24 protein-coding genes, 2 tRNA genes and 1 other RNA gene are annotated in these 23,847 nt (G+C 64.3%); 16 read left to right on the plus strand and 11 right to left on the minus strand.

What is annotated here, in order from left to right; all coding sequences use genetic code 11:
- Positions 1-729, plus strand: a complete 729-nt coding sequence (gene dnaQ / locus ACVOKO_RS15570) for a DNA polymerase III subunit epsilon (protein ID WP_346499789.1) — start codon at positions 1-3, stop codon at positions 727-729.
- Between the two features lie 51 nt (positions 730-780).
- Here the strand turns inward: dnaQ and ACVOKO_RS15575 are convergent, their stop codons facing one another.
- Entirely contained in the window at positions 781-1,485 is a 705-nt protein-coding gene (locus ACVOKO_RS15575; RefSeq protein ID WP_346499790.1) for a PP2C family protein-serine/threonine phosphatase, read from the minus strand.
- A gap of 202 nt (positions 1,486-1,687) precedes the next feature.
- On the opposite strand from ACVOKO_RS15575, the gene ACVOKO_RS15580 reads away from it, so the two are divergent.
- Together ACVOKO_RS15580 and ACVOKO_RS15585 are read left to right on the plus strand one after the other, a co-directional pair.
- Positions 1,688-1,778 (plus strand) — tRNA-Ser (locus ACVOKO_RS15580).
- A gap of 130 nt (positions 1,779-1,908) precedes the next feature.
- Entirely contained in the window at positions 1,909-2,307 is a 399-nt protein-coding gene (locus ACVOKO_RS15585) for a DUF6165 family protein (protein ID WP_346499791.1), read from the plus strand.
- Positions 2,308-2,574: 267 nt separating this feature from the next.
- Here the strand turns inward: ACVOKO_RS15585 and ACVOKO_RS15590 are convergent, their stop codons facing one another.
- On the minus strand, positions 2,575-3,621 hold the full coding sequence (locus tag ACVOKO_RS15590) for a glycosyltransferase family 9 protein (protein WP_346499792.1): 1,047 nt from the start codon (positions 3,619-3,621) through the stop codon (positions 2,575-2,577).
- 21 nt (positions 3,622-3,642) lie between these two features.
- On the opposite strand from ACVOKO_RS15590, the gene ACVOKO_RS15595 reads away from it, so the two are divergent.
- Both ACVOKO_RS15595 and ACVOKO_RS15600 read left to right on the plus strand, forming a co-directional pair.
- Positions 3,643-4,392 (plus strand): 3-deoxy-D-manno-octulosonic acid kinase, encoded by a 750-nt coding sequence (locus tag ACVOKO_RS15595; protein WP_346499809.1) that lies wholly within the window; start codon positions 3,643-3,645, stop codon positions 4,390-4,392.
- A gap of 1 nt (position 4,393) precedes the next feature.
- Positions 4,394-5,158, plus strand: a complete 765-nt coding sequence (locus tag ACVOKO_RS15600) for an MBL fold metallo-hydrolase (protein ID WP_346499793.1) — start codon at positions 4,394-4,396, stop codon at positions 5,156-5,158.
- A gap of 375 nt (positions 5,159-5,533) precedes the next feature.
- On the opposite strand, the gene ffs is transcribed toward ACVOKO_RS15600, so the two are convergent.
- Positions 5,534-5,630, minus strand: an RNA gene (gene ffs / locus ACVOKO_RS15605) — signal recognition particle sRNA small type.
- 311 nt (positions 5,631-5,941) lie between these two features.
- Here ffs and ACVOKO_RS15610 point away from each other — a divergent pair.
- The gene (locus tag ACVOKO_RS15610; RefSeq protein ID WP_346499794.1) at positions 5,942-6,259 is read left to right on the plus strand and encodes a DMT family transporter; all 318 of its coding nucleotides are present in this window, start codon (positions 5,942-5,944) and stop codon (positions 6,257-6,259) included.
- A gap of 8 nt (positions 6,260-6,267) precedes the next feature.
- On the opposite strand, the gene ACVOKO_RS15615 is transcribed toward ACVOKO_RS15610, so the two are convergent.
- Together ACVOKO_RS15615 and ACVOKO_RS15620 are read right to left on the minus strand one after the other, a co-directional pair.
- Positions 6,268-6,720 carry a GNAT family N-acetyltransferase gene (locus tag ACVOKO_RS15615; RefSeq protein ID WP_346499795.1) on the minus strand — a complete coding sequence of 151 codons (453 nt, stop codon included), beginning with the start codon at positions 6,718-6,720 and terminating at the stop codon, positions 6,268-6,270.
- Positions 6,721-6,843: 123 nt separating this feature from the next.
- Positions 6,844-9,120 (minus strand): GH92 family glycosyl hydrolase, encoded by a 2,277-nt coding sequence (locus ACVOKO_RS15620; protein WP_346499796.1) that lies wholly within the window; start codon positions 9,118-9,120, stop codon positions 6,844-6,846.
- A gap of 291 nt (positions 9,121-9,411) precedes the next feature.
- Here ACVOKO_RS15620 and ACVOKO_RS15625 point away from each other — a divergent pair, with 291 nt between their 5' ends.
- Together ACVOKO_RS15625 and ACVOKO_RS15630 are read left to right on the plus strand one after the other, a co-directional pair.
- Positions 9,412-9,669, plus strand: coding sequence for an AbrB/MazE/SpoVT family DNA-binding domain-containing protein (locus ACVOKO_RS15625; RefSeq protein ID WP_346499797.1), 258 nt, complete (start codon positions 9,412-9,414; stop codon positions 9,667-9,669).
- The gene (locus ACVOKO_RS15630; RefSeq protein WP_346499798.1) at positions 9,666-10,022 is read left to right on the plus strand and encodes a type II toxin-antitoxin system ChpB family toxin; all 357 of its coding nucleotides are present in this window, start codon (positions 9,666-9,668) and stop codon (positions 10,020-10,022) included. Before ACVOKO_RS15625 ends, ACVOKO_RS15630 begins: the two co-directional genes overlap by 4 nt.
- A gap of 283 nt (positions 10,023-10,305) precedes the next feature.
- On the opposite strand, the gene ACVOKO_RS15635 is transcribed toward ACVOKO_RS15630, so the two are convergent.
- Positions 10,306-10,398, minus strand: a tRNA-Ser gene (locus ACVOKO_RS15635).
- A gap of 138 nt (positions 10,399-10,536) precedes the next feature.
- Here ACVOKO_RS15635 and dnaX point away from each other — a divergent pair.
- The 4 genes from dnaX (at position 10,537) to ACVOKO_RS15655 (ending at position 13,971) form a co-directional block, all read left to right on the plus strand.
- The gene (gene dnaX / locus ACVOKO_RS15640) at positions 10,537-12,540 is read left to right on the plus strand and encodes a DNA polymerase III subunit gamma/tau (protein ID WP_346499799.1); all 2,004 of its coding nucleotides are present in this window, start codon (positions 10,537-10,539) and stop codon (positions 12,538-12,540) included.
- Positions 12,541-12,545: 5 nt separating this feature from the next.
- Positions 12,546-12,866, plus strand: coding sequence for a YbaB/EbfC family nucleoid-associated protein (locus ACVOKO_RS15645; RefSeq protein ID WP_057629296.1), 321 nt, complete (start codon positions 12,546-12,548; stop codon positions 12,864-12,866).
- A 107-nt stretch (positions 12,867-12,973) separates the two neighbouring features.
- Positions 12,974-13,573, plus strand: coding sequence for a recombination mediator RecR (gene recR, locus ACVOKO_RS15650; protein WP_346499800.1), 600 nt, complete (start codon positions 12,974-12,976; stop codon positions 13,571-13,573).
- A gap of 50 nt (positions 13,574-13,623) precedes the next feature.
- Positions 13,624-13,971, plus strand: coding sequence for a histidine triad nucleotide-binding protein (locus tag ACVOKO_RS15655; protein ID WP_346499801.1), 348 nt, complete (start codon positions 13,624-13,626; stop codon positions 13,969-13,971).
- Between the two features lie 459 nt (positions 13,972-14,430).
- Here the strand turns inward: ACVOKO_RS15655 and ACVOKO_RS15660 are convergent, their stop codons facing one another.
- Genes ACVOKO_RS15660 through ACVOKO_RS15675 form a run of 4 tightly spaced genes read right to left on the minus strand, consistent with a single transcriptional unit; the run spans position 14,431 to position 18,791 of the window.
- Positions 14,431-14,955, minus strand: coding sequence for a Slp family lipoprotein (locus ACVOKO_RS15660; RefSeq protein WP_346499802.1), 525 nt, complete (start codon positions 14,953-14,955; stop codon positions 14,431-14,433).
- Positions 14,952-16,910, minus strand: coding sequence for a transglutaminase TgpA family protein (locus tag ACVOKO_RS15665; RefSeq protein ID WP_346499803.1), 1,959 nt, complete (start codon positions 16,908-16,910; stop codon positions 14,952-14,954). Before ACVOKO_RS15665 ends, ACVOKO_RS15660 begins: the two co-directional genes overlap by 4 nt.
- Positions 16,907-17,863 (minus strand): DUF58 domain-containing protein, encoded by a 957-nt coding sequence (locus ACVOKO_RS15670; protein ID WP_346499804.1) that lies wholly within the window; start codon positions 17,861-17,863, stop codon positions 16,907-16,909. The genes ACVOKO_RS15665 and ACVOKO_RS15670 overlap by 4 nt, the downstream gene beginning before the upstream one ends.
- A 1-nt stretch (position 17,864) precedes the next feature.
- On the minus strand, positions 17,865-18,791 hold the full coding sequence (locus ACVOKO_RS15675) for an AAA family ATPase (RefSeq protein WP_346499805.1): 927 nt from the start codon (positions 18,789-18,791) through the stop codon (positions 17,865-17,867).
- Between the two features lie 61 nt (positions 18,792-18,852).
- Here ACVOKO_RS15675 and ACVOKO_RS15680 point away from each other — a divergent pair, with 61 nt between their 5' ends.
- Positions 18,853-20,694 (plus strand): ArnT family glycosyltransferase, encoded by a 1,842-nt coding sequence (locus ACVOKO_RS15680; RefSeq protein WP_346499810.1) that lies wholly within the window; start codon positions 18,853-18,855, stop codon positions 20,692-20,694.
- A 210-nt stretch (positions 20,695-20,904) separates the two neighbouring features.
- Here ACVOKO_RS15680 and ACVOKO_RS15685 read toward each other — a convergent pair whose 3' ends face one another.
- Entirely contained in the window at positions 20,905-21,477 is a 573-nt protein-coding gene (locus ACVOKO_RS15685) for a Maf family protein (RefSeq protein ID WP_346499806.1), read from the minus strand.
- A 115-nt stretch (positions 21,478-21,592) separates the two neighbouring features.
- Here ACVOKO_RS15685 and ACVOKO_RS15690 point away from each other — a divergent pair, with 115 nt between their 5' ends.
- The 3 genes from ACVOKO_RS15690 to ACVOKO_RS15700 all read left to right on the plus strand — a co-directional run bounded on the left by ACVOKO_RS15690 (position 21,593) and on the right by ACVOKO_RS15700 (position 23,462).
- Complete coding sequence (locus ACVOKO_RS15690) at positions 21,593-22,099, plus strand: YceD family protein (protein ID WP_346499807.1); 507 nt, start codon at positions 21,593-21,595, stop codon at positions 22,097-22,099.
- Between the two features lie 108 nt (positions 22,100-22,207).
- Positions 22,208-22,405: a 50S ribosomal protein L32 gene (gene rpmF / locus ACVOKO_RS15695; RefSeq protein ID WP_057628937.1), complete on the plus strand. Its 198-nt coding sequence runs from the start codon at positions 22,208-22,210 to the stop codon at positions 22,403-22,405.
- A gap of 91 nt (positions 22,406-22,496) precedes the next feature.
- Positions 22,497-23,462 carry a beta-ketoacyl-ACP synthase III gene (locus tag ACVOKO_RS15700; protein ID WP_346499808.1) on the plus strand — a complete coding sequence of 322 codons (966 nt, stop codon included), beginning with the start codon at positions 22,497-22,499 and terminating at the stop codon, positions 23,460-23,462.
- The last annotated feature ends 385 nt before the right edge of the window (positions 23,463-23,847 follow it).

Raw genomic sequence — 23,847 nt, forward strand, 5'->3', positions numbered from 1 at the left:
ATGCGCCAGATCGTCCTTGATACCGAAACCACCGGCCTGGAATGGAAGAAGGGCAACCGTGTGGTTGAAATCGGCTGTGTGGAGCTGCTTGAGCGGCGCCCCAGCGGCAATAATTTCCACCGTTACCTGAAGCCGGATTGTGATTTTGAATCCGGCGCGGCGGAAGTCACCGGCCTGAGCCTGGACTTCCTCGCCGACAAGCCGCGCTTCGAAGAAGTGGTGGATGAGTTCCTCGCCTATGTGGATGGCGCCGAGCTGATCATCCACAACGCCGCGTTCGACATGGGCTTCCTCGAAAACGAGATGAGCCTGGCCGGCAAGGGCCGCCTGGCCAGCCGGGTGACGGTGACCGATACCCTGGCGATGGCGCGCGAGCGTTACCCGGGCCAGCGCAACTCGCTGGACGCGCTGTGCCGGCGCCTGGGTGTGGACAACGCCCATCGCACGCTGCATGGCGGCCTGCTCGATGCGCAGATCCTAGCCGACGTCTATATCGCGCTGACCTCGGGCCAGGAAGAGATCGGCTTTGGTCAGCCGGAAACCGAGTCAGGCAATGCCGGCGGCGTCGCTCAGGCGTTCGATGCCTCGGTGCTGCTGCCACGGCCGCGTGTGCTGGTTACCGCATCCGAACAGGAGGCGCACGAAGCGCGCCTGGCCAGGCTGCGCAAGAAGGCCGGTCACGCCTGGTGGGATGGTGAACCGGTGCCGGCAGCGAGCGAACCGGCCTGAGTCGCGCCGGCCCGGTTTGGGCTGTCGAAGTAAAGCCGTTGGTCCGCCGCCTTAGTGGCAGCGGACCAAGATGGCGGTGACGTTGTCCGAGCCGCCGCCATCCAGCGCGGCGGCAACCAGTGCATCCACGCATTCCTGCGCGCTGCAGTCGCCATGGGCGAGCGCCTGGCTGAGGCCCGCATCGTCCACTTCCTCGGTGAGGCCGTCACTGCAGATCAGCAGCTGCATGCCCGGGCGCAGTTCGCCGGTCATGGTGGCGACGTTGAGGTGGGCCGGGTCGGTCACGCCCAGCGCCTGGGTCACCACGTTGCGGTGCGGATGGGCGCGTGCCTGCTCGGCTGTGAGCGTGCCCTGCGCGATCAGTTCCTGCACATAGCTGTGGTCCTGGCTGAGCTGGGCCAGCTTGCCGTCGCGCCACAGATAGGCACGGCTATCGCCTACCCAGGCCACTTCAAAACGATTGCCCTGCACACGCGCGGCCACCACGGTGGTGCCCATCGGCAGGCTGTCATTGCGGCGGCGCGAGGTGCGGATGATTTCTTCGTCGGCAGTACGGATGGCTTGAACCAGGGCAGCGCCGTTGCGGACTTCGCGGACGATGGTTTCGCGCGCCAGCGCGCTGGCAACCTCGCCGCAGGCGTGGCCGCCCATGCCATCGGCTATCAGCCACAGCCCCAGCTCGCCGTCACCGTAGTAGGTGTCTTCATTGAGCTGGCGGCGCAGGCCGACATGGCTGAGGTGTCCAAATTCGATCATGAGTGCCCGAGCGGCTATGTTTCAACGGTGAAGGTCGCTGCATCATCGCGTTCATGGAGGTGTACGGCAAGCGCTCGCGGACACCGATTTGCGATGCCGGATGCAGCAAGCGAATCATCGATGGCGCCTTTTTGTTAAAAAGCGCTTGTCGGCGCGGCCGATGCCCTTTATTATTCGCAGCCCGGTTCGCCGGGGACCATCTGGAGAGGTGGCAGAGCGGTTGAATGTACCTGACTCGAAATCAGGCAGGCGTTAATAGCGCCTCGGGGGTTCGAATCCCCCCCTCTCCGCCAGATACTGGAAAAAGCCACCTTCGGGTGGCTTTTTCTTTTTGCACTCTTGGTTGGCTTGGTTCCGCAGCAGAGCAGCGGGCTGTGAGGCATCAACGGCTACACTGTGCGCCTGATCCAATCGGTAAGCCCCATGTCAGAAATTCTCGTCCCCGTGTCCTTCGGTGAGTTGCTGGACAAGATCTCCATCCTGCAGATCAAGTCCGAGCGCATGAGCGATGCGGCAAAGCTGGTCAACGTGCGCAACGAGCTGAGCGCGCTCGACAGCACCTGGGCGGCGCATCCGGCAGCAGCGCAGGACATCAGCGCCCTGCGCACGGAGCTGAAGGCGGTCAACGAGCGCCTGTGGGACATCGAGGACGACATCCGCCTGAAGGAGAAGGCGCAGGCCTTCGACGATTCTTTCGTGCAGCTGGCGCGCAGCGTCTACATCCAGAACGATGAGCGCGCGCGCATCAAGAAGGCCATCAACCTGGCACTGGGTTCCAGCTACGTGGAAGAGAAGTCGTACCAGGATTACCGCGCCGGCTGAATCTGTTTTGTGGGAGCGGCGTAAGCCGCGAAGCTCGTGGATCAGCAGATGACAGGAATGCCGGGCGCGTCAGCACAGCCCGCTTCGCAGCTGACGCAGCTCCTACAAGCAAAGCCTGAATCCGCTTTGTAGGAGCGGCGTAAGCCGCGAAGCTCGTGGAACAGCAGATGGCAGGAATGCCTGGCGCTGCAGCATGGCAAGCTTCGCGGCTTACGCCGCTACTACAAGATTACGCCGCTGCCACAAAAATGTGGTTCCCGCGGCTGCTCAGCTTTGATGATCCGCGCGATAGCGCTCGAACGCGCCAATCGCATCATCGACGGTGATCAGCGACATCACCTCGTCGAACTCGATCTTGGTGCCCCATTTCAGCGCGCTGGCCGGCTTGTGCAGGTAGCGGCGGGCAGCGTCGTCGTAACGGTCCACGCAATAGCGGCGGTCGGAATAGGGGCCGCTGCGCGCCGGGTTGCTGGCCGCGTGCAGGCCCAGCACCTTGGTGCCTACCGCGTTGGCGATATGCATCGGCCCCGAATCGGGGGTCACCAGCAGTGAGGCGCGCGCCAGCAGGGCTGGCAATTGCTTGAGCGTGTCCTTGCCCACCAGGTCCAGTGCCGGGTGCTTCATCGCCGCGAGGATGGCATCGCTGGTGCTGCGCTCCAGCTCGCTGCGGCCGCCGCACAGCACGACCCGCCAGCCCTGGCTTGCCGCATGGTCGGCCAGCGCGGCGTGGCGCTCGGCATACCAGTTGCGGCGCTGGTGGCTGGAGCAGGGCGAGATCATCAGCACCGGGCGGCCGTCTTCGTCCCATTGCGCGCGCGCCCACTCGTGCGCTTCCGCTGGCGTTGCCAGGTCCCAGCTGACGGTGGTCTGCTTCAGCCCCAGCGGCTCGCAGAAGCTGCCAATGGCGTCGAGCACGTGGATGCCCGGTCGGTCGGGGATGCGCTCATTGATGAACAAACCATGCAGGTCCTTGGAACGCGACTTGTCATAGCCGATGCGGCGCTTGGCCGGAATGAAGGCTGACAGCAGGTTGGCGCGCGCGGCTACCTGCATCTGCAGCAGCGCCTCGAAGCGACCGGCTGGAAATTCGCGACGCAGCGCACGCATTCCCGCCAAACCGCTGTTTTTGTCGTAGATATGGAAGCTGACCCCGGGCAGGCCATCGAGCAGTTTGTGACCGGCCTTGTCGATCACCCAATGCAGCGGCGTGCCCGGAAAACCCTGCTGCAGCGTGCGTACCAGCGGAACCACATGGGTCACATCGCCCAATGCCGAGAGGCGTAAGAGACACAGTGGGGAGGACGATGCAGGCATGTGTTGTTAGACTCGCTGATGATGGTCGCATTTGACGCCACTGAAGCGCTGACGCCCTGCCGCGATGGTCGTGGCTATGGCGCCATTCTGTTCGACCGCGAACGCCTGCGGCAAGCCGATCCCGGCTTGTTCGCGCCTGCGCAATGGGGCAGCAAGGCGCATCCGGTCGGCGATGGTGGCCGTGGCGGGGCCTGGTTCATCGACGCACCGTTCGGCCGCAGCGTGCTGCGCCAGTACCTGCGCGGTGGCGTCGCCGCCAAATTCAGCCGCAGCAGCTACCTGTGGCGCGGTGCCAACCGCACGCGCAGTTTTGCCGAATTCCGGCTGATGCGGGAGTTGATTGCGCAGAAGCTGCCGGTGCCGCGCCCGTATGCGGCGTTCTACATGCGGCAAGGCCTGCGCTATGAGGCGGCAATCCTGATGGAGCGGCTGGAAGACGTGCGCTCGCTGGCCGATCACGCGCAGGTCACCGGCCGTGCCGCGCCCTGGGAAGAGGCCGGGCGGATGATCGCCCGTTTCCACCGGGCCGGCCTGGACCATGCCGATCTGAACGCCCACAACATTCTGTTTGATGATGCCGGCCGTGGCTGGCTGATCGATTTCGACCGCGGTGTGTTGCGCATTCCAGCTACCCGCTGGCGCGAGCGTAACCTCAAGCGCCTGCTGCGCTCGCTGCTGAAGCTGCGCGGCGCGCGCAGCCGCGAGGACGTCGAGCAGGACTATGCGCGGCTGCGCCGCGCCTATGATCTGGCCTGGAACCGGGGCGTGTGAGATGAGTTGGGCGTTGCGTTTTCTGGGTGTCGGCAATGCGTCGGCGGTGGAGCTGGGTTCGCCGATGTCGGTGATCGAGCATGGCGGCCTGCCGTGGCTGACCATCGATTGCGGCGGCGAAGGCCTGACTGCCTATCGCAGGCATTACGGCGCGATGCCTGATGCCGTGTTCGTCACCCATATCCATCTGGACCACGTGGCCGGCTTCGAGCGCCTGTTCGTGGATGCCTTCTTCAACCCACTGCGACGCGGCAAGGTGCGGCTGTATGTGCCGGCACCGCTGGTCCCGCTGCTGCACAAGCGGGTAGGGGACTACCCGAACGTGCTCGCCGAAGGTGGCGCCAACTTCTGGGATGCCTTCCAACTGATCGTGGTGGGCGATGCGTTCTGGCATGAAGGCTTGCGCCTGGAAGTATTCCCGGTACGCCACCACTGGCCGGAGACCGCCTACGGCCTGCGCCTGCAGGGCGCGCTGGTATGGAGCGGCGACACCCGCCCGATCCCTGAGATGCTGGCGCGCTTTGCCGGCGACAACGAACTGATCGCCCACGACTGCGGCCTGCACGGCAATCCGTCGCACACCGGTGTGGATGACCTGGAGCGCGAATACGACGCCGCCACGCAGGCGCGGATGATGCTCTACCACTACGCCAGCAGCGCCGACGGCGAAGCACTGCGCGCCCGCGGACACCGCGTGGCCATGCCGGGCGAGCGCGTGGTACTGGCTGAGCCGACGGCGCCGCGTGCGGAGCCGTTTGAGGGGTGAGGGTCAAGTTGCAGCTGTCGCGGCTGTAAAAGCCGCGCAGTTGCACGACGCGTCAGCCGCTCAATAGAAACGATATCCGAGCCCCTCTCCCGCTAGCGGGAGAGGGGTTGGGGTGAGGGCAAGGCCGGAGCCAGTCCAGATCAGCTTCACCCGCACCGTCCGCAGCAGCGTAGCTTGGGTAAGTGCAGTGCACCCGGGACGCACGTCGGACAGGTCGCAACTCAAAATGAGCCAAGCCAACGGCGGCAATCAGTCGATCGCTCGGCAAGTGCGCCGTTCGGATCCCCGGGTGCGCTGCGCTTACCCGGGCTACAACGCGCACAAGCAACGCCGCTGCTCAAGCAGCGTCATTTTCCAGGGCCCAAAAAGGTGGCGACCCCGCCGGCTTACCTCGGCGCCCGCGTCGATCGATACCGTTGCTGCCTTCCGGCCCTGGCGGGATTTTCGACCTAGCGTCGCGAGGGGCCGACGGGGCCACCATAGAGACGATCAGGCCGCGCGATGCGCGGCCATTCACGATACGAGAGGCCGGGGCGATGGGATCATCAGCCGCCGATGCTTCATGGATCGGACACAAACTGGAGCAGGTCCTGATCGTGTGCGGCGATTGTAACGTATGCATGCACCAGCCGACCAGACTTCCGGCTTGAACCCCGTGTAACCCGCTGCCGCCGTTTGGCGGCCCACAACGTCCGGCTTGGATAGAATGCCCGCCCAACGGAGGACGACCTCCGCCCATCACGGGACTTCACCCAGGACGGCCTGGCTTCTCTAGGAGGCTGTATGGCTTGGATCTATCTCGTGATTGCAGGTGCGCTGGAAATTGTGTGGGCGCTGGCAATGAAGCAATCCCACGGTTTCACCAAGCTGGTTCCCAGCATTGTGACCATCGTCGGCATGATCGCCAGCTTCTGGTTGCTGGCGTTGGCAATGCGCACCTTGCCGCTGGGTACCGCCTATACCATCTGGACCGGCATTGGCGCGGTAGGCGCGTTCATCATCGGCATCGTGTTTCTTGGCGAGCAGATCAGCGCGATGCGCATTGGTGCGGCGGTGCTGATCGTCAGCGGCCTGGTGCTGATGAAGCTGTCCAGCAGCTGACAGCAGCATCAGTGCTCGCGCAGCACCAGCGTCATTTCGACCGCATCCAGACCCGGGCCGTGGCCATCCACCACGACCCGGGTCGTGGCGAAGCCGAGCTGGGCATAGAAAGCCTGCGTGTGCTGGCTGGTGCTGAGCTCAATGCGTTTCACGTTCGGGTTCTGCCTGGCCTGCTGTAAACGCGCCAGGCTCAATTGCTTGCCGAATCCCTGCCGCTGCAGGCTGCGTTCGACCATGCCCCAGCAAAAAACGGCGATGCCATCGGCCCGCATCGCCAAGCCGCCACAAGCGACGACTCGGTCTTCGTGCTCGATCTGCTGATAGTCGCAACCCTGCGCATCGCGCTGTAGAAACTGCGCGAAGTCAGTGCGTTCGGCTAGCGTGAAGTACTCGGGCACATTGCTGTCGAACAGCGACAGGCAGGCGTCGGCGTCAGCGGGTTGGTAAGGGCGGATCAGCATGGGCTGCAATGTGTTTTTGTTTTGGCGTTAGCCCCTCTCCCCCTTGCGGGAGAGGGGTTGGGGAGAGGGGGCGCGAAGCGTGCTTTTTTCCACCGAGCACAGCGATAAAAGGCAAAGATCAAATCAACGCGACATCGAGTAAGGCAACTTCGCCGAATCCGAAGCCCACAACTTGTTCGGCTCAGCCTGTATCGTAAACCGCAGCTCTCCACCAGCAACAATCTCTTGGTGTGTCACATACGCCCGGTCCAACGGCTTGCCATTGAGGCTCACCGAACCAACATACGTATGCGCAGCATCCAGTCCCGTAGCCACAATGCTGAAGCGCTTCCCATCAGGCAGATTCAAGGTCGCCTGCGGCAGGAACGGCCGACCAATGATGTACTGGTTGCTACCCGGCGTAACCGGATAGAAACCCAATGCAGTAAACACATACCAAGCCGACATCTGCCCAAGATCATCATTGCCGGCCAAGCCATCCGGGCGCGCGGCGTACTGCGTATCCATGATCTGCTTCAAGCGTGCCTGCGTACGCCACGGCTGCCCCGCATGCGCATACAGATAGGCGACGTGATGGCTGGGTTCGTTGCCATGCGCATACCAACCAATCAGGCCGGTGATGTCTTCCATGTGCGCGAAGATCGACGGGTCAACCTTGGCTTCAAACACATCGTCCAATCGCTGCAGCAGCTTGTCGCTGCCGCCATGCGCCGCCGCCAATCCAGCGACATCCTGCGGCACATACCATGAATACTGCCAGGCATTGCCTTCAGTGAAGTCCGTGCCGTAACCGCTGGCGCTGGGATCAAACGGCTCGCGGAAATTACCATCGCGCTTGCGCGCACGCATGAAGCCGGTGCCCGGATCGAAGGCATGCTTCCAGTTGGCCGCACGCTTGTTGAACTCGTTCGCCACTTCGGTCTTGCCCATGTCCTTGGCCACCTGCGCGATGGTCCAGTCGTCATAGGCATATTCCAGCGTCTTGCTGGCCGCTTCGCCTTCCTCGTCTATCGGCACATAGCCAAGCTCGCGGTACTGCGCGATGCCGTCATATGGGCCGTAATTGGCGCTGGCGACCATCGCCTGCAGGGCCTCTTCGGTGTCGTAGCCGCGGATGCCCTTCATATAGGCATCGGCGATCACCGGCACCGCGTGGTAGCCGATCATGCACCATGTCTCCAGTCCGTGGAACGACCACACCGGCAGCACGCCGTAAGGGCTTTCGCGGCGTGAGGCCAGCAGTGAATTGACGAAGTCATTGGTGCGCTGTGGCGGCTGCACCAGCGTGGCCAACGGGTGCAGGGCGCGATAGGTATCCCACAACGAGAAGGTCGAATAGTTGGTCCAGCCCTTGGCCTGGTGCACCGCGTTGTCCGGCCCGCGATAACGACCATCGCTGTCCATGAACAAGGTCGGCCCAAGCAGCGTGTGATACAGCGCGGTGTAGAAACGGGTGCGTTCATCCGCGCTGCCCTGCGCCTCGACCGCCCCCAACGCCTCGCTCCACTGCTGCTTGGCTGCGGCGCGCATTCCATCGAAATCCCAGCCCGGCGCTTCCGCATCCAGATTGGCAATCGCGCCTTCCTCGCTGACTGGCGAAATCGCCACCTTCACCAGCAAAGGCTTGCCAGCTTCCGGCGCGACATCAAAGGCTGCAACCAATTGCCGGCCTTCAATCTGCGCGCGCTGCGTCGGGTCCTTTTCACCCGGAGGCGGGAAGCCCTTGTAGGCGACATCCTGCTCGGTGTCGTGCAGCTGATGGCCGCTGAGCGGCTGCGAAAAACGCATCGCGAAATACAGCTGCCGGCCCGGCGCCCAACCGCGCGTCTCGCGGAAGCCGGTGACCGTGCCATCTGGGCGCACCCGCACCCGCGACCACAGAATCTTGCCCGGGTAGTCGTACATGCTGGTTCGCAGATCCAGCACCACATGCGCCGGCTTGCCGGCCGGGAAGCTGTAGCGGTGCATGCCGACGCGCGCGCTGGCGGTGAGCTCGGCGCGCACCTTGTAGTCGTCCAATGTCACCGCGTAATAGCCCGGCTGCGCGGTCTCGCTGGCATGGCTGAAGCGAGAGGTATAGCCGCTCAGGGGCTGATCTGGATTGCCGCGCTCCAGCTTCAACTCGCCGGTAGTCGGCATCAGCAGCAGATCACCCAGATCGGAGTGGCCGGTGCCGGAGAAGTGCGTATGCGAGAAGCCGACTATCGTGCTGTCGTCATAGCGATAGCCGGCCGCCCAGCCATAGCCGTTCTTGCGCGACTGGATGCGGGTATCGGGCGAGAGCTGGACCATGCCATACGGGACAGTCGCACCCGGATAGGTGTGGCCCTCGCCGCCAGTGCCGATGAAAGGGTTCACGGCGGAGTAGGCGGCCTCGTTGGCGGCGGGCGAGGCCGCCATTGCCGAAGACGGCGCCAGAGAAGAGGTTGCTACGGTTGCTGCAAGTACCAACAGGGTCGCGCCAAACTGCTTCATCCCGCACCTTTTGGATCGGTCTAATATTGGAAACCTAGCATGTCCAAGCGGCCTCTGACCGGCCATGGGTCCTGTCTGGATCTGAGGGATGGCGCTGCAACTCCAGCTGCGACTGGGGATTTCCCGATGGCTGGTTGGTGCGTGAACCTGATCCTGTAGCGGGTTTGCTGTGGCGGAAGTGTGGATCTACAATGTATCTACATCTGTGGAGGCATCATGCACGCCAAAATTCAGCGTTGGGGCAATAGCGCAGCCGTGCGCCTGCCTGCGTCCATTCTCAAAGCCATGGATCTGGGCAGCGGTGACACGCTCGAGATTGGCGTCGAAGACGGCACGTTGATCTTGACTCCGGTCCGGGCACGGCCGCGCTACCAGTTATCGGAGTTGCTGGCACAGTGTGATTTGAACGCCCCGCAGGACGAAGAACTGGCTGCCTGGAACAGCAGCAAGCCCGTGGGTAACGAAGCGTGGTGAGTCGTCCCCGATTTGATCGTGGCGACATCGTTCGAGTCCAGCTCAATCCCAGCGCCGGCCAGGAAATGCAGGGCGACATGCGTCCGGCGCTTGTCCTGAGTCCTGCGGCATTCAACGGCACAGGTCTGGCGATCGTTGCCCCCATCACGCAAGGCGGAATGGTGGGGCGAAATGCGGGCTTCGCGGTGTCGTTGTCAGCCACGGGCACCGAGACGCAGGGTGTGGTCCTGGTCAATCACCTGCGCAGCATGGATTTGAGTGCGCGCGGCGCACGAAAGGTGGAGCGAGCGCCTGTTGGCGTGGTTGATGAGGCGCTAGCTAAAGTCGCTACATTCCTGGGTGAGTCGCCGTAGTGCGCTTGCGGGTTTGATGCTTTTTGTTGAAGCGCGGCTATCTGAGAAGCGGGACGTAATCCGGTTCGGCGGCTAAATGAAAAAGCCGCCCACAAGGGGCGGCTTTTTCATTTATCTGGCGGAGAGAGGGGGATTGATTCGGTGCTGCGCACCTTCACCCTTCGGGCGGCTGCGCCGTCCCACCGGCTGCGTCGGCGGTCGAACCCGTTGGGGCTCTCGTCCCCCATGCTTTCCCCCGAATAAAAGAAAAGGCCACCCAATGGGCGGCCTTTTCTTTTTTATCTGGCGGAGAGAGGGGGATTCGAACCCCCGAAGCGCGGTTTAGACGCTTACACACTTTCCAGGCGTGCTCCTTCAACCACTCGGACACCTCTCCGGATCCTGCCGCGCTAATGCCTCGGCAGGGGCGTGGATTCTATAGGGACTGGCGGCCGTTCACAAGCGCCCCCTGAGCGGGTGCTGGTGGATGGGCCGGCCATGGCACAATGGGGCTTCAGATGAAGACGGTTGCCTGATGTCCTATCTCGTCCTTGCCCGCAAGTGGCGTCCGAAGCGTTTTGCCGAGTTGGTGGGCCAGGAACACGTGGTCCGCGCGCTCAGCAATGCGCTCGACAGTGGCCGCGTCCACCACGCCTTTCTGTTCACCGGCACCCGGGGTGTCGGCAAGACCACCATTGCCCGCATCTTCGCCAAATCGCTGAACTGCGAGAACGGCACCAGTGCTGACCCCTGCGGTCAGTGCCGGGCCTGCCTGGATATCGACGCCGGCCGCTACATCGACCTGCTGGAAATCGATGCCGCGTCCAATACCGGCGTGGATGACGTGCGTGAGGTGATCGAGAACGCCCAGTACATGCCCTCGCGCGGGCAGTACAAGGTCTACCTGATCGACGAAGTGCACATGCTTTCCAAGGCGGCGTTCAATGCGCTGCTGAAGACGCTGGAAGAGCCGCCGGAACACGTGAAGTTCCTGCTGGCCACCACCGATCCGCAGAAGCTGCCGGTCACGGTGCTCAGCCGCTGCCTGCAGTTCAACCTGAAGCGGTTGGATGAGGAGCAGATCCGCGGGCAGATGACCCGGATCATGACCGCCGAGCAGATTGAATTCGACGACAGCGCCATCGTGCAGCTGGCGCGTGCGGCCGATGGCTCGCTGCGTGACGGCTTGTCGCTGTTGGACCAGTCCATTGCCTATGCCGGCGGCGCGCTGCGCGACGACGTGGTGCGCACCATGCTGGGCACGGTCGATCGTACTCAGGTCAGTGCCATGCTGGATGCCCTGGCCGATGGCGAAGGCGCGCGGCTGCTGCAGGTGGTTGCCGGGTTGGCGGAGTTCTCGCCGGACTGGAGTGGCGTGCTGGATGCGCTGGCCGAAGGCCTGCATCGTATCCAGGTGCAGCAGCTGGTGCCGGGTGCTTCGGTGCCGGGCGAAGGCATCGATGCTGTGGCCTTTGCGCAGCGCCTGCGCCCGGAAGTGGTGCAGCTCTGGTATCAGATGGCCCTGGGTGGCCGTCGCGATCTGCATCTGGCGCCCAGTCCGCGCGCGGGTTTTGAAATGGCCGTGCTGCGCATGCTTGCGTTCCGCCCGGCGGGCGCGGTACCGGCAATGCCGGAAGGTGGCGCTCCGGGTGCTGGCGCAGGTATGGGCGGTAGCAGCCAGGCCACGCCGGCCGCTGCGGGTTCACAAGCGCAGGCAGCCAAGCCGGTTGAAGCACAGGCCGTACCGGCTGCAGCAGCGCCGGTGCAGCCAGCCCCCGAATCCAAACCCGAACCGATGCCCGCACCGGCACCAGTCGCACCGCTGCAAGCCGCGCCTGAGCCAGTGGTGGAAACCGCTGCGATCACACCAGAGCCTGTGCCGACGCCGGTGGCAGCACCGGTCCCGCCGCAAGCCGCCAAGCCGGTAGCAGCTGACGAAGATCTGCCGCCGTGGGCGGTCGAAGCCGCGGAAGCGAATGCGCGTGACGAGGCGATGGCCGCCGAAATGGCGATGCCGGAACCGTCGCCGCCAGCGCCCGAAATGCCCAAACCCGCGCCGGTAGCCGCAGCGCAGCCGGTTCAGCCGGCCGCGCCGGCACGTCCCAGCGGTATCGCCATCGAACCGGTGGCACCTGCACAGGGCGGGCGCGCCTTGAACGATGCCGAGCAATGGTTGGATCTGGTTGCCGACAGCAGCCTGACCGGGCCTTCGCGCGAGCTGGCGGCCAATGCGGCCTTCGTCAGTTTCCAGCACGGTGTGCTGCGGCTGGCCTTGTTGCCGGGCTTTGAGTACCTGCAGTCTGAGCGCGCCTTGAATGCCTTGGCGCAGGCGCTCTCGCAGGCCTTGGGCAGCACGCCTAAGATCCTCATTGAAACCGGCAACGTCCAGGCCGAAACCTTGCACGAACGCGCTGATCGCCAGCGCGGCGAACAGCAAACAGCGGCCGAAGCCGTGTTCATGGCCGACCCCCAGGTGCAACAGCTGTTACAGCAGGGTGCACGGGTCGTGGCCGATTCCATCCGTCCCTTCAAAGAGTAAACAGCATGCGCGGCAATATCGCCCAAATGATGCAGCAGGCCCAGAAAATGCAGGAAAACCTGCAGAAGGCCCAGGAAGAAATCGCCAAGTTGGAAGTCACCGGCAGCGCCGGCGGCGGCATGGTCAGCGTGACCCTGAGCGGCACCAAGGAGTGCCGCAAGGTGCGTATTGATCCGTCGGTGCTGAGCGATCCGGAAATGGCCGAAGACCTGATCGCAGCCGCGTTCAACGATGCTGCCAACAAGATCGACGCCGAATCGCAGAGTCGCATGGGCTCGGCCACGGCCGGCATGAAGCTGCCGCCGGGCATGAAGCTGCCGTTCTGATGTGGCCGGCGCCGGCTCGCCCGGCGCATGCACGTCCCCGCGCCGCGAAGCCTCCGGGCTTCGCGCGCTTGTTTTAGCGATACGCCTGCTGTGATGAGACCGTTGTGATGAGCCTGCCGCTGCTGGAACAACTGATCGAAGCCTTCCGGGTGCTGCCAGGTGTTGGCCAGAAGACGGCCCAGCGCATGGCCTACCACGTGCTTGAACGCGCCCGCGATGGCGGCCAGCGTCTGTCGGACGTGCTGGCCGAAGCCATCGAGAAGATCGGCCATTGCAAGCAATGCCGCGATTTCAGCGAAACCGAGCTGTGCCCGGTCTGCGCCAGCAGCAGCCGCGAGCGGCAGATGCTGTGTGTGATCGAATCACCGGCCGATCGGCTGGCGATTGAACATGCCACCAGCTATCGCGGCGTGTACTACGTGCTGCAGGGGCGCTTGTCGCCGCTGGATGGCATCGGCCCGCGCGAACTGGGCCTGGATCAGCTTGAAACGCGCTTGGCGCAGGGCGAAGTCACCGAGCTGATCATCGCCACCAACTCCACGGTTGAAGGCGAGGCCACCGCGCATTACCTGGCGCAGCTGGCACGTCGCAACAAGGTGCGCCCCAGCCGTCTGGCGCAGGGCCTGCCGCTGGGCGGCGAGCTGGAATATGTGGACCGCGGCACCTTGTCGCATGCTTTCGGCAGCCGTAGCGAAGTCGGCGAATAAGCCACGCTGGGGTTGTAAGCTGTAGGACGTTTACTGCAGCGAGCCTTTCCATGACCGACACCATTTTCGGCAAGATCATCCGCCGCGAAATTCCCGCCGCCATCGTCTACGAAGACGAGGACGTGCTGGGCTTCAAGGACATTGCCCCGCAGGCGCCTGTGCATGTGCTTTTCATCCCGAAGAACGAGGTCATCCCGACTCTGGATGATCTGCAGCCGACGCAGGCGCACCTGATCGGCAAGCTGGCTTTGGCGGCGGCCGCTTATGCGCGCCAGGAAGGGTTTGCCGAGAATGGCTACCGCATCGTGATGAACTGCCGCGAAGATGCCGGCCAGACCGTATTCCACATCCATCTGCACCTGCTTGCCGGCGCGCCGCTGGGGCATTTTGGCGCGTGATTTGATGCCGTTGTGTTGATTGTGGGAGCGGCGTAAGTCGCGAAACTGACAACAACAAAACAACGGCCGATTGCTTTGGCTCAGCTGCGTAGTTGTTGATTGCGGGATGCAGTTCGCGGGAGGGCCTGTGGCTTCTCGCGGCGGAAGGTCTTTAGCTTCGCGGCTTACGCCGCTCCCACAAAAAAGGGGGCGTGGCGGGCTGCGCTCCCTCCCTTTGCCGCAGGCAAGGGGAGGGTTGGGGAGGGGTTGGCTGTGCTTTGTTGTGTTTGATGGATCTGTGGCTTCGCGGCTTACGCCGCTCCTACAAAAGAGCCAAGAACAGAAGAGCCAAGAACAAAAAAGCCAAGAACAAAAAAGCCAAGAACAAAAAAGCCAAGAACAAAAAAGCCAAGAACAAAAAAGTGAAGAACAAAAGAGCCAAACAAAAACGCCGCCCCTTGGGGCGGCGTTTTCAGTTTGTTACCACCAACCGCGGTAACCCCAGCCCCAGCCGGGGCCCCAACCCGGGCCCCAGGGGCCGTAGGGGTAGGCGGGTACCACTTCAACTTCGCGCTGCACCGGCCACAGGTACACCACGTCGGCGGCAACCTTGGGCAGCGGGTAATCGTATTCGCCGATCTTGGTGGTCTGGTAACCATCGATGCGGCCGATGAAGGTCACATCGCGGCCCGGCTCGAACACCGCCGGATCATAGAAGCCGGCGCGGCAGGCCAGGAAACGGCCGTCGCTGGCATCGGACGAGGTGGTGCTCGGACGGCCGCTGCCATTGAGCGGGCGGGCGATCATCTGGAAGCAGGTTTCGCCCTGGCCGGGGATGGTTTCAATGATGCGGCCACCCCAGCGCACCGGTGCGCCAGTCTGCTTCTGCGCCACCGCGTCACGCGGCGAAACGGGGGTGAACTGTCCCTGCAGCGGCTTGGGGGCCGTGGCACAGGCAGCCAGCACCAGGCTGGCGGCGGCAACGAGGAGGATGCGGGTCTTCATGTTCGTACTCCGGGTTTCGGGCGGTGCCTGTGCAGGTCCGCCAATAATGAAACGACATCCGATCGGACGCCAGCGTAGCGCGCTTGAGTGAAACGCTGGCTGAGTGCCAACAGGTTGCTGCCGGGGCGGGCGCGGTCCACCCGCGCGGCCCAGTCGCTGGCGGTTTCCGACGGCTCGCGGCCCAGGCCAAGGCGCTGGTAACGCCGGCCCAGCCCGTGCCAGGCGCGCAGCAAGGGGTCGCGCTGGCGCTCGCCGCGCGCCAGCAGCCAGGCCATCAGGCCCAGCGCCAGCACGGCGAAACCGGCAAACAAGGCAACCAGCTGCGAGGGGTTCAACTGCTTGATGCCGATGGCGCTGAGCAGGTGCTGCTGACGCTCGGCGTTGAAGGACAGCACGGCGGTGTTCCAGCCGCGGCGCAGATAGTCGCTGTACTGCAGCAGGCTGCTCCAACGCCCGGCCAAGCCCATGCCATCGGCGCCGGCATCGTTGTCGCCGACGCGATCTTCCAATGTGTCGTAGATGCGTTCCGGGGCCACGGCGGCGGTGGGGTCTACCCGTACCCAGCCGCGCTGCGGCAGCCAGACTTCGGCCCAGGCATGTGCGTCCAGGCGCCGCACCACCCAGTAGTTGCCGAAGCGGTTGCGCACGCCGCCGGCGTAGCCGGTGACCACGCGTGCGGGAATGCCCGCGCCGCGCATCAGGACCACGAACGCCGCGCTGAAATGTTCGCAATAACCGGCCTTCTGGTCGAACAGGAATTCATCGACCGAATGGCGGCCGGCCAGCGGCGTTGCCAAGGTGTAGGCGAAGTCGCGGTGGATCCATTCCAGACTGCGCTGTACCAGCGCCGCCGGGTCGTTGCCGGCTTCGCCGCGCCATTGCCGCGCCAGCGCAAGGGTGCGTGGATTGAAGCCCTCCGGCAGCTGCAGGGCCTGTTGGCGCAGGCGTTGTGGCAGCTCGCTCTGGAAGGCTTCTGCAGCACTTGATTGCATGCGCCAACGGCTCAGCGTGGTCAGCAATTGTGGTGCGCTGAGGCTGTAATCGGCATCCAGATAGCTGCCGCTGGGGGCTTGCAGTGGCAGGTCCAGGGCGACCAGTTCGCGGCGGTCGGTGGGCTCGTACTCAATCTGGTAATCCCAGCGCCCGGCGGCCGAACGCACGGCCGGCGGTTGCCCGTATTGCTGGCTTTCCAGGCGGGTCCAGCGGCGGCCGTCGAAACGGGTCAGCACCGGGCCACGCCAATAGCGCTGGTTCTGCGCCGGCACCGGGCCGAAGAACTCCACGCGCAGCGCCGGGCTGTCATCGGCCATCAGGTCGATCCAGCCGCCGGGCTGCATGCTGCCGGACAGGCCCGGGCGTGCGGCGGCACGTTCCGGCGTGCCCCACAGCGGCGTGGGCAGGCGCGGCACCAGCCAGAACGCCGACAACGCCAACGGCAGGGCAAGCAGCATCAGCCGGCCGACGGTGCGCAGCTGGGCGCGTGCGGGCAGGTGGGCGATGCCGACTTCTTCATCGGCCAGCCGCTGCAGGGCAAGCAGGGCGGTGACCACGGCGGCCGCGGACATCAGCAGGGTGCTCGGGCCCTGGTCGAGCAGGAAGGCGGCGAACGGGGCAAACAGGCCGAAGCCGATCAGGCTGCGTGCGTCACGTAGATTGCGCAGTTCGCTGGATTTGATCGCCAGCATCGCGGCGAGCAGGGCGCAGCCGGTATCGCGGCCGGGCCGGATGCCCATCTGCCAATAGATGCAGGCCAGCATGATGCCGACCAGCAGCAGCCGCAGTGGCAGCGGCATGGCATGGCGCCACGACCACAGCGCCACCAGCAGCGTGGTGACGGCGAACACCACTGCCAGCGTGACGGGCAACTGCAGCAACAGCGGCAGCAGGCACAGCACGGTGACCAGGTTGATCCAGGCGCGGGTGCCTGCGCTCAGGGCGGGAGAGGGGATCTTCATGCGGCCGGAAGCAGCGCCAGTGCGCGTAGGCAAAGGTGGCGGTGGGCATCACCGTTGGCCGGCCCCAACGGCGGCATGCCGGGCAGGCGCAGTTGGTAGCTGCGGCCTTCGCGTTCGGCCTCGTCGACCCAGCGGGCCAGGCGCGAGATGCGGCGCTCATGCGGCAGGGCGCGCAGTTGCTGCCAGTCCAGCACCAGCTCGGCACCGTAGGGGCGCTCGTATTCGCGCACCAGCAGTTCGTCGCGGCGCGCGGAGTGCTTCCAGGCGATGCTGCGGCGCGAGTCGCCGCTGCGGTACGGACGCATCTGCTGCAGTTCCTCGCCCTGCGGATGCACGCGGGTGCGGGTGGAAGCGCTGCCTGCGTCCGGCAATGGCGGCGCGTTGGGTTCGGGGCTGGGATAGACCAGCAGGGCGGTATCCGGCCAGAACCAGGCCCAGGCGCGGACCAGGCCCAGCGGCTGGGTGGTAGCCACGCGGATGCGGGGCAGATCCAGCCAGCCGCGTTGTTGGGTAGGCAGCCACAGATCGGCCTCGGCCTGGCTGTCCTGCTCCAGATTGAGGTGGGTACGGGCCTGCGCACAGTCCAGCTGCAGGGCGCGGCGCGGGCGGCGGTCGCTGCGTGCAAGCGCCAGCCGCAGGCGGATGGGGTTGCCGGCGGCGACCGGATCGGCCGACAAAGCCTGCAGGCGCAGGCCGGATAGCTGCAGATGGGCCTGCAGCGTGCTGGCCAGTGCCGTGGCTGCCAGTACCAGTGCCAGCAACAAGGCCGGGTTGTTGTTGTAGTTCAGTGCGCCTAGCAGCATCACTGCAAGCAAGGCGGCCAGGAACAGGCCAAAGCCGGTAGGCAGCACGTAGATGCGGCGCCGGTCCAGTTGCACCGGCAGGTCTTCCGGCTGCCGTGGCCGTGCCAGCAACTGCAGTGCCTGCAGGCGCTGCCGCAACGCTGCACGCACCTCAATCCACCTGCACGCTGTGCAGGATGGCGCGTGCCAGTGCCGGGCCCGAAGAAGCTTCGGCCTCGCCGACCAGGCGATGCCCGGCCACGGCGATGAACAAGGCCTGCACGTCTTCGGGAATGACATGGCGGCGGCCAAGCAGCAGTGCATGCGCCTTGGCAGCACGGAGCAAGGCGATGCCGGCGCGCGGCGACAGGCCAACACGCACGCCGGGGTGTTGGCGGCTGCGGGTGATCAAGGCCTGCACGTAATCAATCAGTGCATCGCTGGCGTGCACCTGGCCCACCGCTTCGCGCAGGCTGCGCAGGTCCTGCTCGGAGAGGCACGGGGTGACGCGGGCGATGAGGTCGCGACGGTCTTCACCAGCCAGCAGGGCGCGCTCGGCCTCGGCGTTGGGATAGCCCAGGGTCAGGCGCAGCAGGAAGCGGTCCAGCTGCGAGTCCGGCAGGGGGAAGGTGCCGGACATGTCCACCGGGTTCTGGGTGGCAATCACAAAGAACGGGTCCGGCAAGCTGTGGGTGACGCCATCCAGTGTCACCTGCTGCTCGGCCATCGCTTCGAGCAATGCGCTCTGTGTACGCGGCGGTGCGCGGTTGATCTCGTCAGCCAGCAGCAGGTTGCAGAACACCGGGCCCGGGTGGAACTGGAAGCTGCGGCTATGAGCTTCGTAAACCGAGATGCCGAGCACATCGGCGGGCAGCAGATCCGAGGTGAACTGCACGCGCTGGAACTGCAGGCCGAGGCTGGACGCCATGGCATGGGCCAGGGTGGTCTTGCCCAGGCCGGGCAGGTCTTCGATCAGCAGATGTCCGCTGGACAGCAGCGCGACAAAGGCCATCCGCACTTCCTGCGCTTTGCCCAGCAGTAGGGAATTGACCTGCTGTTGCGCCGCCGATAGGGACTGTAGTGTTACTTCGGTTAGCATTCCGGGCGGCGCCACGGTCATGGTCGTCTCGATATTTGGGCTGAAGGAAGTGTACGTGGCAATCAGGGGTGAACAACGCGCATACGTGACCTTCCTTGTGTTGTGGGTATTGGTCACCACCGCCAAGGTGCTGCTGGCATCGCAGCTTCCGTTGTTCGTGGATGAAGCGTTCTACTGGCAGGAAGGCCAGCATCTGGCCATGGCCTATTCGGATCTGCCCGGGCTCACCGCGTGGCTTACGCGGCTGGGCGTCGAGGTTGCCGGAGACCATCGCCTGGGCGTGCGCTTGCCGTTCCTGTTGATGGGCGCGGCATTGCCGTGGATGGTTGCCAGCATCTGCACACGCTGGTTTGGTGCACGCATGGGCTGGCGCGCCGGTTCGTTGGCCTTGTTGATGCCGTTGTCGGCAACGCTGGGCATCCTGGCGGTGCCGGACGTGCCGATGGCGATTGCGGCCCTGCTGTGCCTGGATGCCGGTGCGCGCCTGCTGCGCGGCGTGGGTGCGGGCGGTGCGTTGTTGCTGGCCTGTGGCTTGCTGATGGGCGCGTTGAGCCACTACCGCTTTATCGGCGTGATCGCGGTGGGCTTCATCACACTGCTGGTGTTGCCGGAAGGCCGCAAAATGCTGCGCGATCCGCGTGTGTGGATTGCTCTGTCAGTCGGCGTCGCGGCCTGGGTGCCGCTGCTGGCCTGGAACCTGGACAACCAGGATGCCGGCCTCAAATTCCAGCTGGTCGAACGTCACCCCTGGGCCTTCCAGTGGCAGGGTGTGTTGTTCCTGGTGATCCAGCCGTTGCTGGTGACGCCGCTGTTGTTTGCGGCGATGGCGGTGGTTGCCGGCAAGGGCTTGCGGCATGCGCAGGGCGGCTTCCATCATCTGCAATGGCGTTACTTCGCGCTGGTCGGTGCCACCTCGACCTTGCTGATCTTCCTGCTTGGCTTCTTCACCGATGTGGAGCGGGTCAGCTTCCATTGGCCACTGCCGGGCTATCTGGCATTGCTGGTCTGCGTGCCGGCGCTGCTCAGCCACTGGTCGCGTCGCTGGCGGCGCGCGCTGTGGGCGACGACCTCGTTGGGGCTGCTGCTGGCCATGAGTTATTACCTGTTGGCAGCCTCGCCCGCACTACGTGAGCACATGGCGGGCAGCAAGTACTACCCGCGGAATTTCGCCGGCTGGCAGCAACTGGCCGAAGGCGTGCGCGATGAGCTCTCGCAGATGCCGGAAGACAACGAGTTGCTGGCCGGCAGTTTCAAGGTGGGCGCGGAGCTGGGCTTCCGCCTCAATGATCCGAACATCAAGGTGCTGCCGCACGCGCTCAATGATAGGCACGGGCGTACCGCACAGCTGGCGCTGTGGAAGCTGATCAGCGATGGCAGCCGCTCCACGCCGGTGTTGTTGGTGTTGTCGCCGGGGGATCAGCGCTACCGCGATCTATTGGCGCATTACCACAAGGTCTGTGAGCTGGTGGGGCCGCTGCCGCCACCACGGGTGGTTTCGCTCGATCATGGATTCCAGCGCTTTCTGCTGTTCCGGTTGCCGGCGGAAAAACAGCCCGGGCCCTGCGTGACGCCGGCCATGGCGTGGGTGGAAACGCCGTTGGCAGGTCAGGCAGTGGATGGCGCGCTGGAAGTGACTGGCTGGGCCTTCAAGGACGGCGTGGGTCTTTCGCGGGTTGAGCTGCTGCTGGACGGCCGCAGCGCGGGCGACGCACGCTACGGGCGCGCCTTCGACGTGCGCCCGTTCTGGAAGATTTCCAACGACCCGCAGCATCCCAATACCGGCTTTGATGCGCGCCTGGATACGTCCGGCCTGAAGCCTGGCACCCATTGGCTGGGGCTGCGTCTGCATGGCAACGACGGCAGCGTGGAAACCTGGGCCGAACAGCCGTTCGAGATCAAATAAGGCTGGCCCGCGCCTGCATGTTGATGTGCGGGCGTGGGTTCCCGGTGCAGCCGCCGCAGGCTAGGGCAGCCGATAGCCGGCTTGCTGCAGCAGCACGGTAGCCCGGGTAAGCGAAGCGCACCCGGGGCTGTTGGCGGCAAACCTGGGTTGACGTTAGATCCTGGCTCCCGGGTGCGCTGCGCTTACCCGGGCTACTGGAAGCCGCCGGCTCTAGGGCAGTTGATAGCCGGCCAGTCGCAACAGGCGCGCGGTCTGGATCAATGGCAGGCCGATCAGGGCGGTAGGGTCGCTGTTCTCGATGGCCTCGAACAAGGTGATACCCAGCCCTTCGCATTTGAAGCTGCCAGCGCAATCCAGTGGCTGCTCGGCGTCGATATAGCGCTCGATTTCGGCGCTCTGCAGCGTGCGGAAGCGCACGCGGGTCAGATCGCTGGCCTGGTGGCGCGTAGTGCCGTCGCTTACGCAGACGGCGGTGTGGAACAGCACCTCGTGGCCGGACATCGCTGCCAGCTGCCTGCAGGCCGCCTCACGGGTGCCAGGTTTACCCAGCGGCTGCCCGTTCAGCTCTGCGACCTGATCCGAGCCAATGGCCCAGCTGCCGGGGTGCTGGCGGGCGATGACTTCAGCTTTGGCGGCGGCCAGGCGCTGCGCGAGCTGGGCCGGCAGGTCGCCGGGAAGCGGGGTTTCGTCCACCTCCGGGGCGGCCGAACTGAACGAAATCCTGAGCCGGTTAAGCAATTCAGCGCGATATCGTGATGTGGAGGCGAGAATCAGGGGCTTCATGTGTAAAAATACGCGGCTCGGGACGGCCAGTCTGCTGCGCCGCCACCGGTCTGACAATGTTTCCGTCGCTTTGGGTTTGACAGCGGCGTGGCTACTCCTTAACATTCTGCAGCTTATGTCCGCGAACGTACCCGAATTGCTGGATGCTTGGCGGATGGTCATAGCGCGCAGGCGCTTTGACGGCCAGGTGCCTTTGTCCGAATTGACCCGCTTGCAGGGTCTGGTTGCCGATACTGAAGGCCAGTGCACGTATTCACTGGAATTCGATCGAGACAACATCCTGCAGGTGTCGTACGTCGATCTGACCATCGATACCGAGCTGCCCTTGATCTGTCAGCGCACCATGCAGCGTTTCCTGCTGCCGGTGTCGATCAGGCAGCGCTTGGGCTTGATCAAGGACGAAGAAGAAGAATCTGCGCTTCCAGAGGAATACGAAGCGATGCTGGTGCCGGAAGACGGCAACCTGCGTCCGCTGGATCTTGTGGAAGACGAGTTGGTGTTGGCGGTGCCGGTGGTAGCGCTGGCGCCAGGAAGCGAGGCAGTCGAACAGGACTTCACCGCGACCGAAGAAGAATTGAGCAAGGCCAATCCCTTTGCGGCATTGGCAGCGCTGAAGAAATAATTGCGGCCGGTAATCGTCGGCGGCTGCGGCGAAAGCGAGTAGTGCTGGACGCTGGCGTCCTGTGCAATTAAACGACGAAGCAAACGAAACCGAGTTTGGAGCAATCCCATGGCTGTGCAGAAATCCCGTGTTACCCCGTCCCGCCGCGGCATGCGTCGTGCCCACGACGCCCTGAGCGCAAAGCAGCTGTCCACCGATCCGACCACCGGTGAAGTGCATCTGCGTCACCACATCACTGCTGACGGTTTCTACCGTGGCAAGAAGGTGATCACGACCAAGTCGACCCTGGTCGCTGAAGAAGATTGATTTGTGACGGCTACCGCCACCTGAGTGTGGCGGTTGTTGCGCCGATTCTTCCGGAGCCGCCTGCGGGCGGCTTCGCGCAATAGGAAACAGCATGAGCAAGCGGATCTACTCGAGGATCGCGGGCACTGGTAGTTATTTGCCCGAGAAAGTGTTGACCAACGATGATCTGACCAAGATTGTCGAGACGACCAACGAGTGGATTGAGTCGCGCACGGGTATCCGTGAGCGGCACATCGCTGCCGAAGGCGAAACCACCAGTGACCTGGGCTACCACGCCGCCATGCGCGCGCTGGAAGCTGCCGGTATTGAGGCCTCGCAGCTGGACATGATCATCGTGGGTACCACCACGCCGGATCTTATTTTCCCGTCTACCGCTTGCTTGATCCAGGCCCGCCTTGGTGCGGCAGGTTCGGCGGCGTTTGACGTCAATGCGGCGTGTTCGGGCTTCCTTTTTGCCCTGAGCGTGGCCGACAAATTCATTCGCAGCGGTGATGCCAAGCACGTCCTGGTGATCGGCGCGGAAACCCTGACCCGTATCGTCGACTGGACTGACCGCACCACCTGCGTGTTGTTCGGCGATGGCGCGGGCGCCGTCGTGCTCAAGGCCGACGAAGACACCGGCATTCTCAGCACCCATCTGCATGCCGACGGCAGCAAGAAGGAGCTGCTGTGGGATCCGGTTGGTGTATCGGTCGGCTTCGACAAGCCAGGCCACATCGTCATGAAGGGCAACGACGTGTTCAAGTACGCCGTCAAGGCGCTGGACTCGGTTGTTGATGAAACCCTGCAGGCCAATGGGCTGGACAAGTCCGACCTGGATTGGCTGATCCCGCACCAGGCCAATCTGCGCATCATCGAAGCCACGGCCAAGCGCCTGGACATGCCGATGGACCGCGTGGTGGTGACGGTGGACAAGCACGGCAATACCTCGTCCGGCTCGGTGCCGCTGGCACTGGACGCAGCGATCCGTTCGGGTCGTGTCGAGCGCGGCCAGCTGTTGCTGCTGGAAGCCTTCGGCGGCGGTTTCACCTGGGGCTCGGCGCTGCTGCGCTACTAAGCGCCTCCCTGATTGAGATAAAAAAACGGGCAGCCAATGGCTGCCCGTTTTGTTTAGGGCACCTGTAGTGCCGAGCCATGCTCGGCAGAGGCTTCACCAGCCAACCCATCAGCCCCAAGCTTCTTGTAGGAGCGGCGTAAGCCGCGAAGCCACAACTGCATGACGCAGCCAAAAGCCAACCCCTCCCCAGCCCTCCCCTTCGCTACGCGAAAGGGAGGGGGCGATGTAGTGCCGAGCCATGCTCGGCAGAGGCTTCACCAACCAACCCATCAGGCCCAAGCTTCTTGTAGGAGCGGCGTAAGCCGCGAAGCCACAACTGCATGACGCAGCCAAAAGCCAACCCCTCCCCAGCCCTCCCCTTCGCTACGCGAAAGGGAGGGGGCGA

The organism is Stenotrophomonas sp. STEN240, assembly GCF_056756175.1.

Bases quoted from the DNA above. Each gene is read 5' to 3' on its own strand.
- ACVOKO_RS15620 (WP_346499796.1), bottom strand. From the start codon at position 9,120: ATGGCGGCCTCGCCCGCCGCCAACGAGGCCGCCTACTCCGCCGTGAAC.
- ACVOKO_RS15595 (WP_346499809.1), top strand. From the start codon at position 3,643: ATGGTCGCATTTGACGCCACTGAAGCGCTGACGCCCTGCCGCGATGGT.
- dnaQ (WP_346499789.1), top strand. From the start codon at position 1: ATGCGCCAGATCGTCCTTGATACCGAAACCACCGGCCTGGAATGGAAG.
- ACVOKO_RS15660 (WP_346499802.1), bottom strand. From the start codon at position 14,955: ATGAAGACCCGCATCCTCCTCGTTGCCGCCGCCAGCCTGGTGCTGGCT.
- ACVOKO_RS15655 (WP_346499801.1), top strand. From the start codon at position 13,624: ATGACCGACACCATTTTCGGCAAGATCATCCGCCGCGAAATTCCCGCC.
- ACVOKO_RS15610 (WP_346499794.1), top strand. From the start codon at position 5,942: ATGGCTTGGATCTATCTCGTGATTGCAGGTGCGCTGGAAATTGTGTGG.
- ACVOKO_RS15600 (WP_346499793.1), top strand. From the start codon at position 4,394: ATGAGTTGGGCGTTGCGTTTTCTGGGTGTCGGCAATGCGTCGGCGGTG.
- ACVOKO_RS15665 (WP_346499803.1), bottom strand. From the start codon at position 16,910: ATGAAGATCCCCTCTCCCGCCCTGAGCGCAGGCACCCGCGCCTGGATC.
- ACVOKO_RS15575 (WP_346499790.1), bottom strand. From the start codon at position 1,485: ATGATCGAATTTGGACACCTCAGCCATGTCGGCCTGCGCCGCCAGCTC.
- ACVOKO_RS15690 (WP_346499807.1), top strand. From the start codon at position 21,593: ATGTCCGCGAACGTACCCGAATTGCTGGATGCTTGGCGGATGGTCATA.
- ACVOKO_RS15685 (WP_346499806.1), bottom strand. From the start codon at position 21,477: ATGAAGCCCCTGATTCTCGCCTCCACATCACGATATCGCGCTGAATTG.
- dnaX (WP_346499799.1), top strand. From the start codon at position 10,537: ATGTCCTATCTCGTCCTTGCCCGCAAGTGGCGTCCGAAGCGTTTTGCC.
- ACVOKO_RS15585 (WP_346499791.1), top strand. From the start codon at position 1,909: ATGTCAGAAATTCTCGTCCCCGTGTCCTTCGGTGAGTTGCTGGACAAG.
- ACVOKO_RS15615 (WP_346499795.1), bottom strand. From the start codon at position 6,720: ATGCTGATCCGCCCTTACCAACCCGCTGACGCCGACGCCTGCCTGTCG.
- ACVOKO_RS15625 (WP_346499797.1), top strand. From the start codon at position 9,412: ATGCACGCCAAAATTCAGCGTTGGGGCAATAGCGCAGCCGTGCGCCTG.
- ACVOKO_RS15675 (WP_346499805.1), bottom strand. From the start codon at position 18,791: ATGCTAACCGAAGTAACACTACAGTCCCTATCGGCGGCGCAACAGCAG.
- ACVOKO_RS15700 (WP_346499808.1), top strand. From the start codon at position 22,497: ATGAGCAAGCGGATCTACTCGAGGATCGCGGGCACTGGTAGTTATTTG.
- recR (WP_346499800.1), top strand. From the start codon at position 12,974: ATGAGCCTGCCGCTGCTGGAACAACTGATCGAAGCCTTCCGGGTGCTG.
- ACVOKO_RS15590 (WP_346499792.1), bottom strand. From the start codon at position 3,621: ATGCCTGCATCGTCCTCCCCACTGTGTCTCTTACGCCTCTCGGCATTG.
- rpmF (WP_057628937.1), top strand. From the start codon at position 22,208: ATGGCTGTGCAGAAATCCCGTGTTACCCCGTCCCGCCGCGGCATGCGT.
- ACVOKO_RS15645 (WP_057629296.1), top strand. From the start codon at position 12,546: ATGCGCGGCAATATCGCCCAAATGATGCAGCAGGCCCAGAAAATGCAG.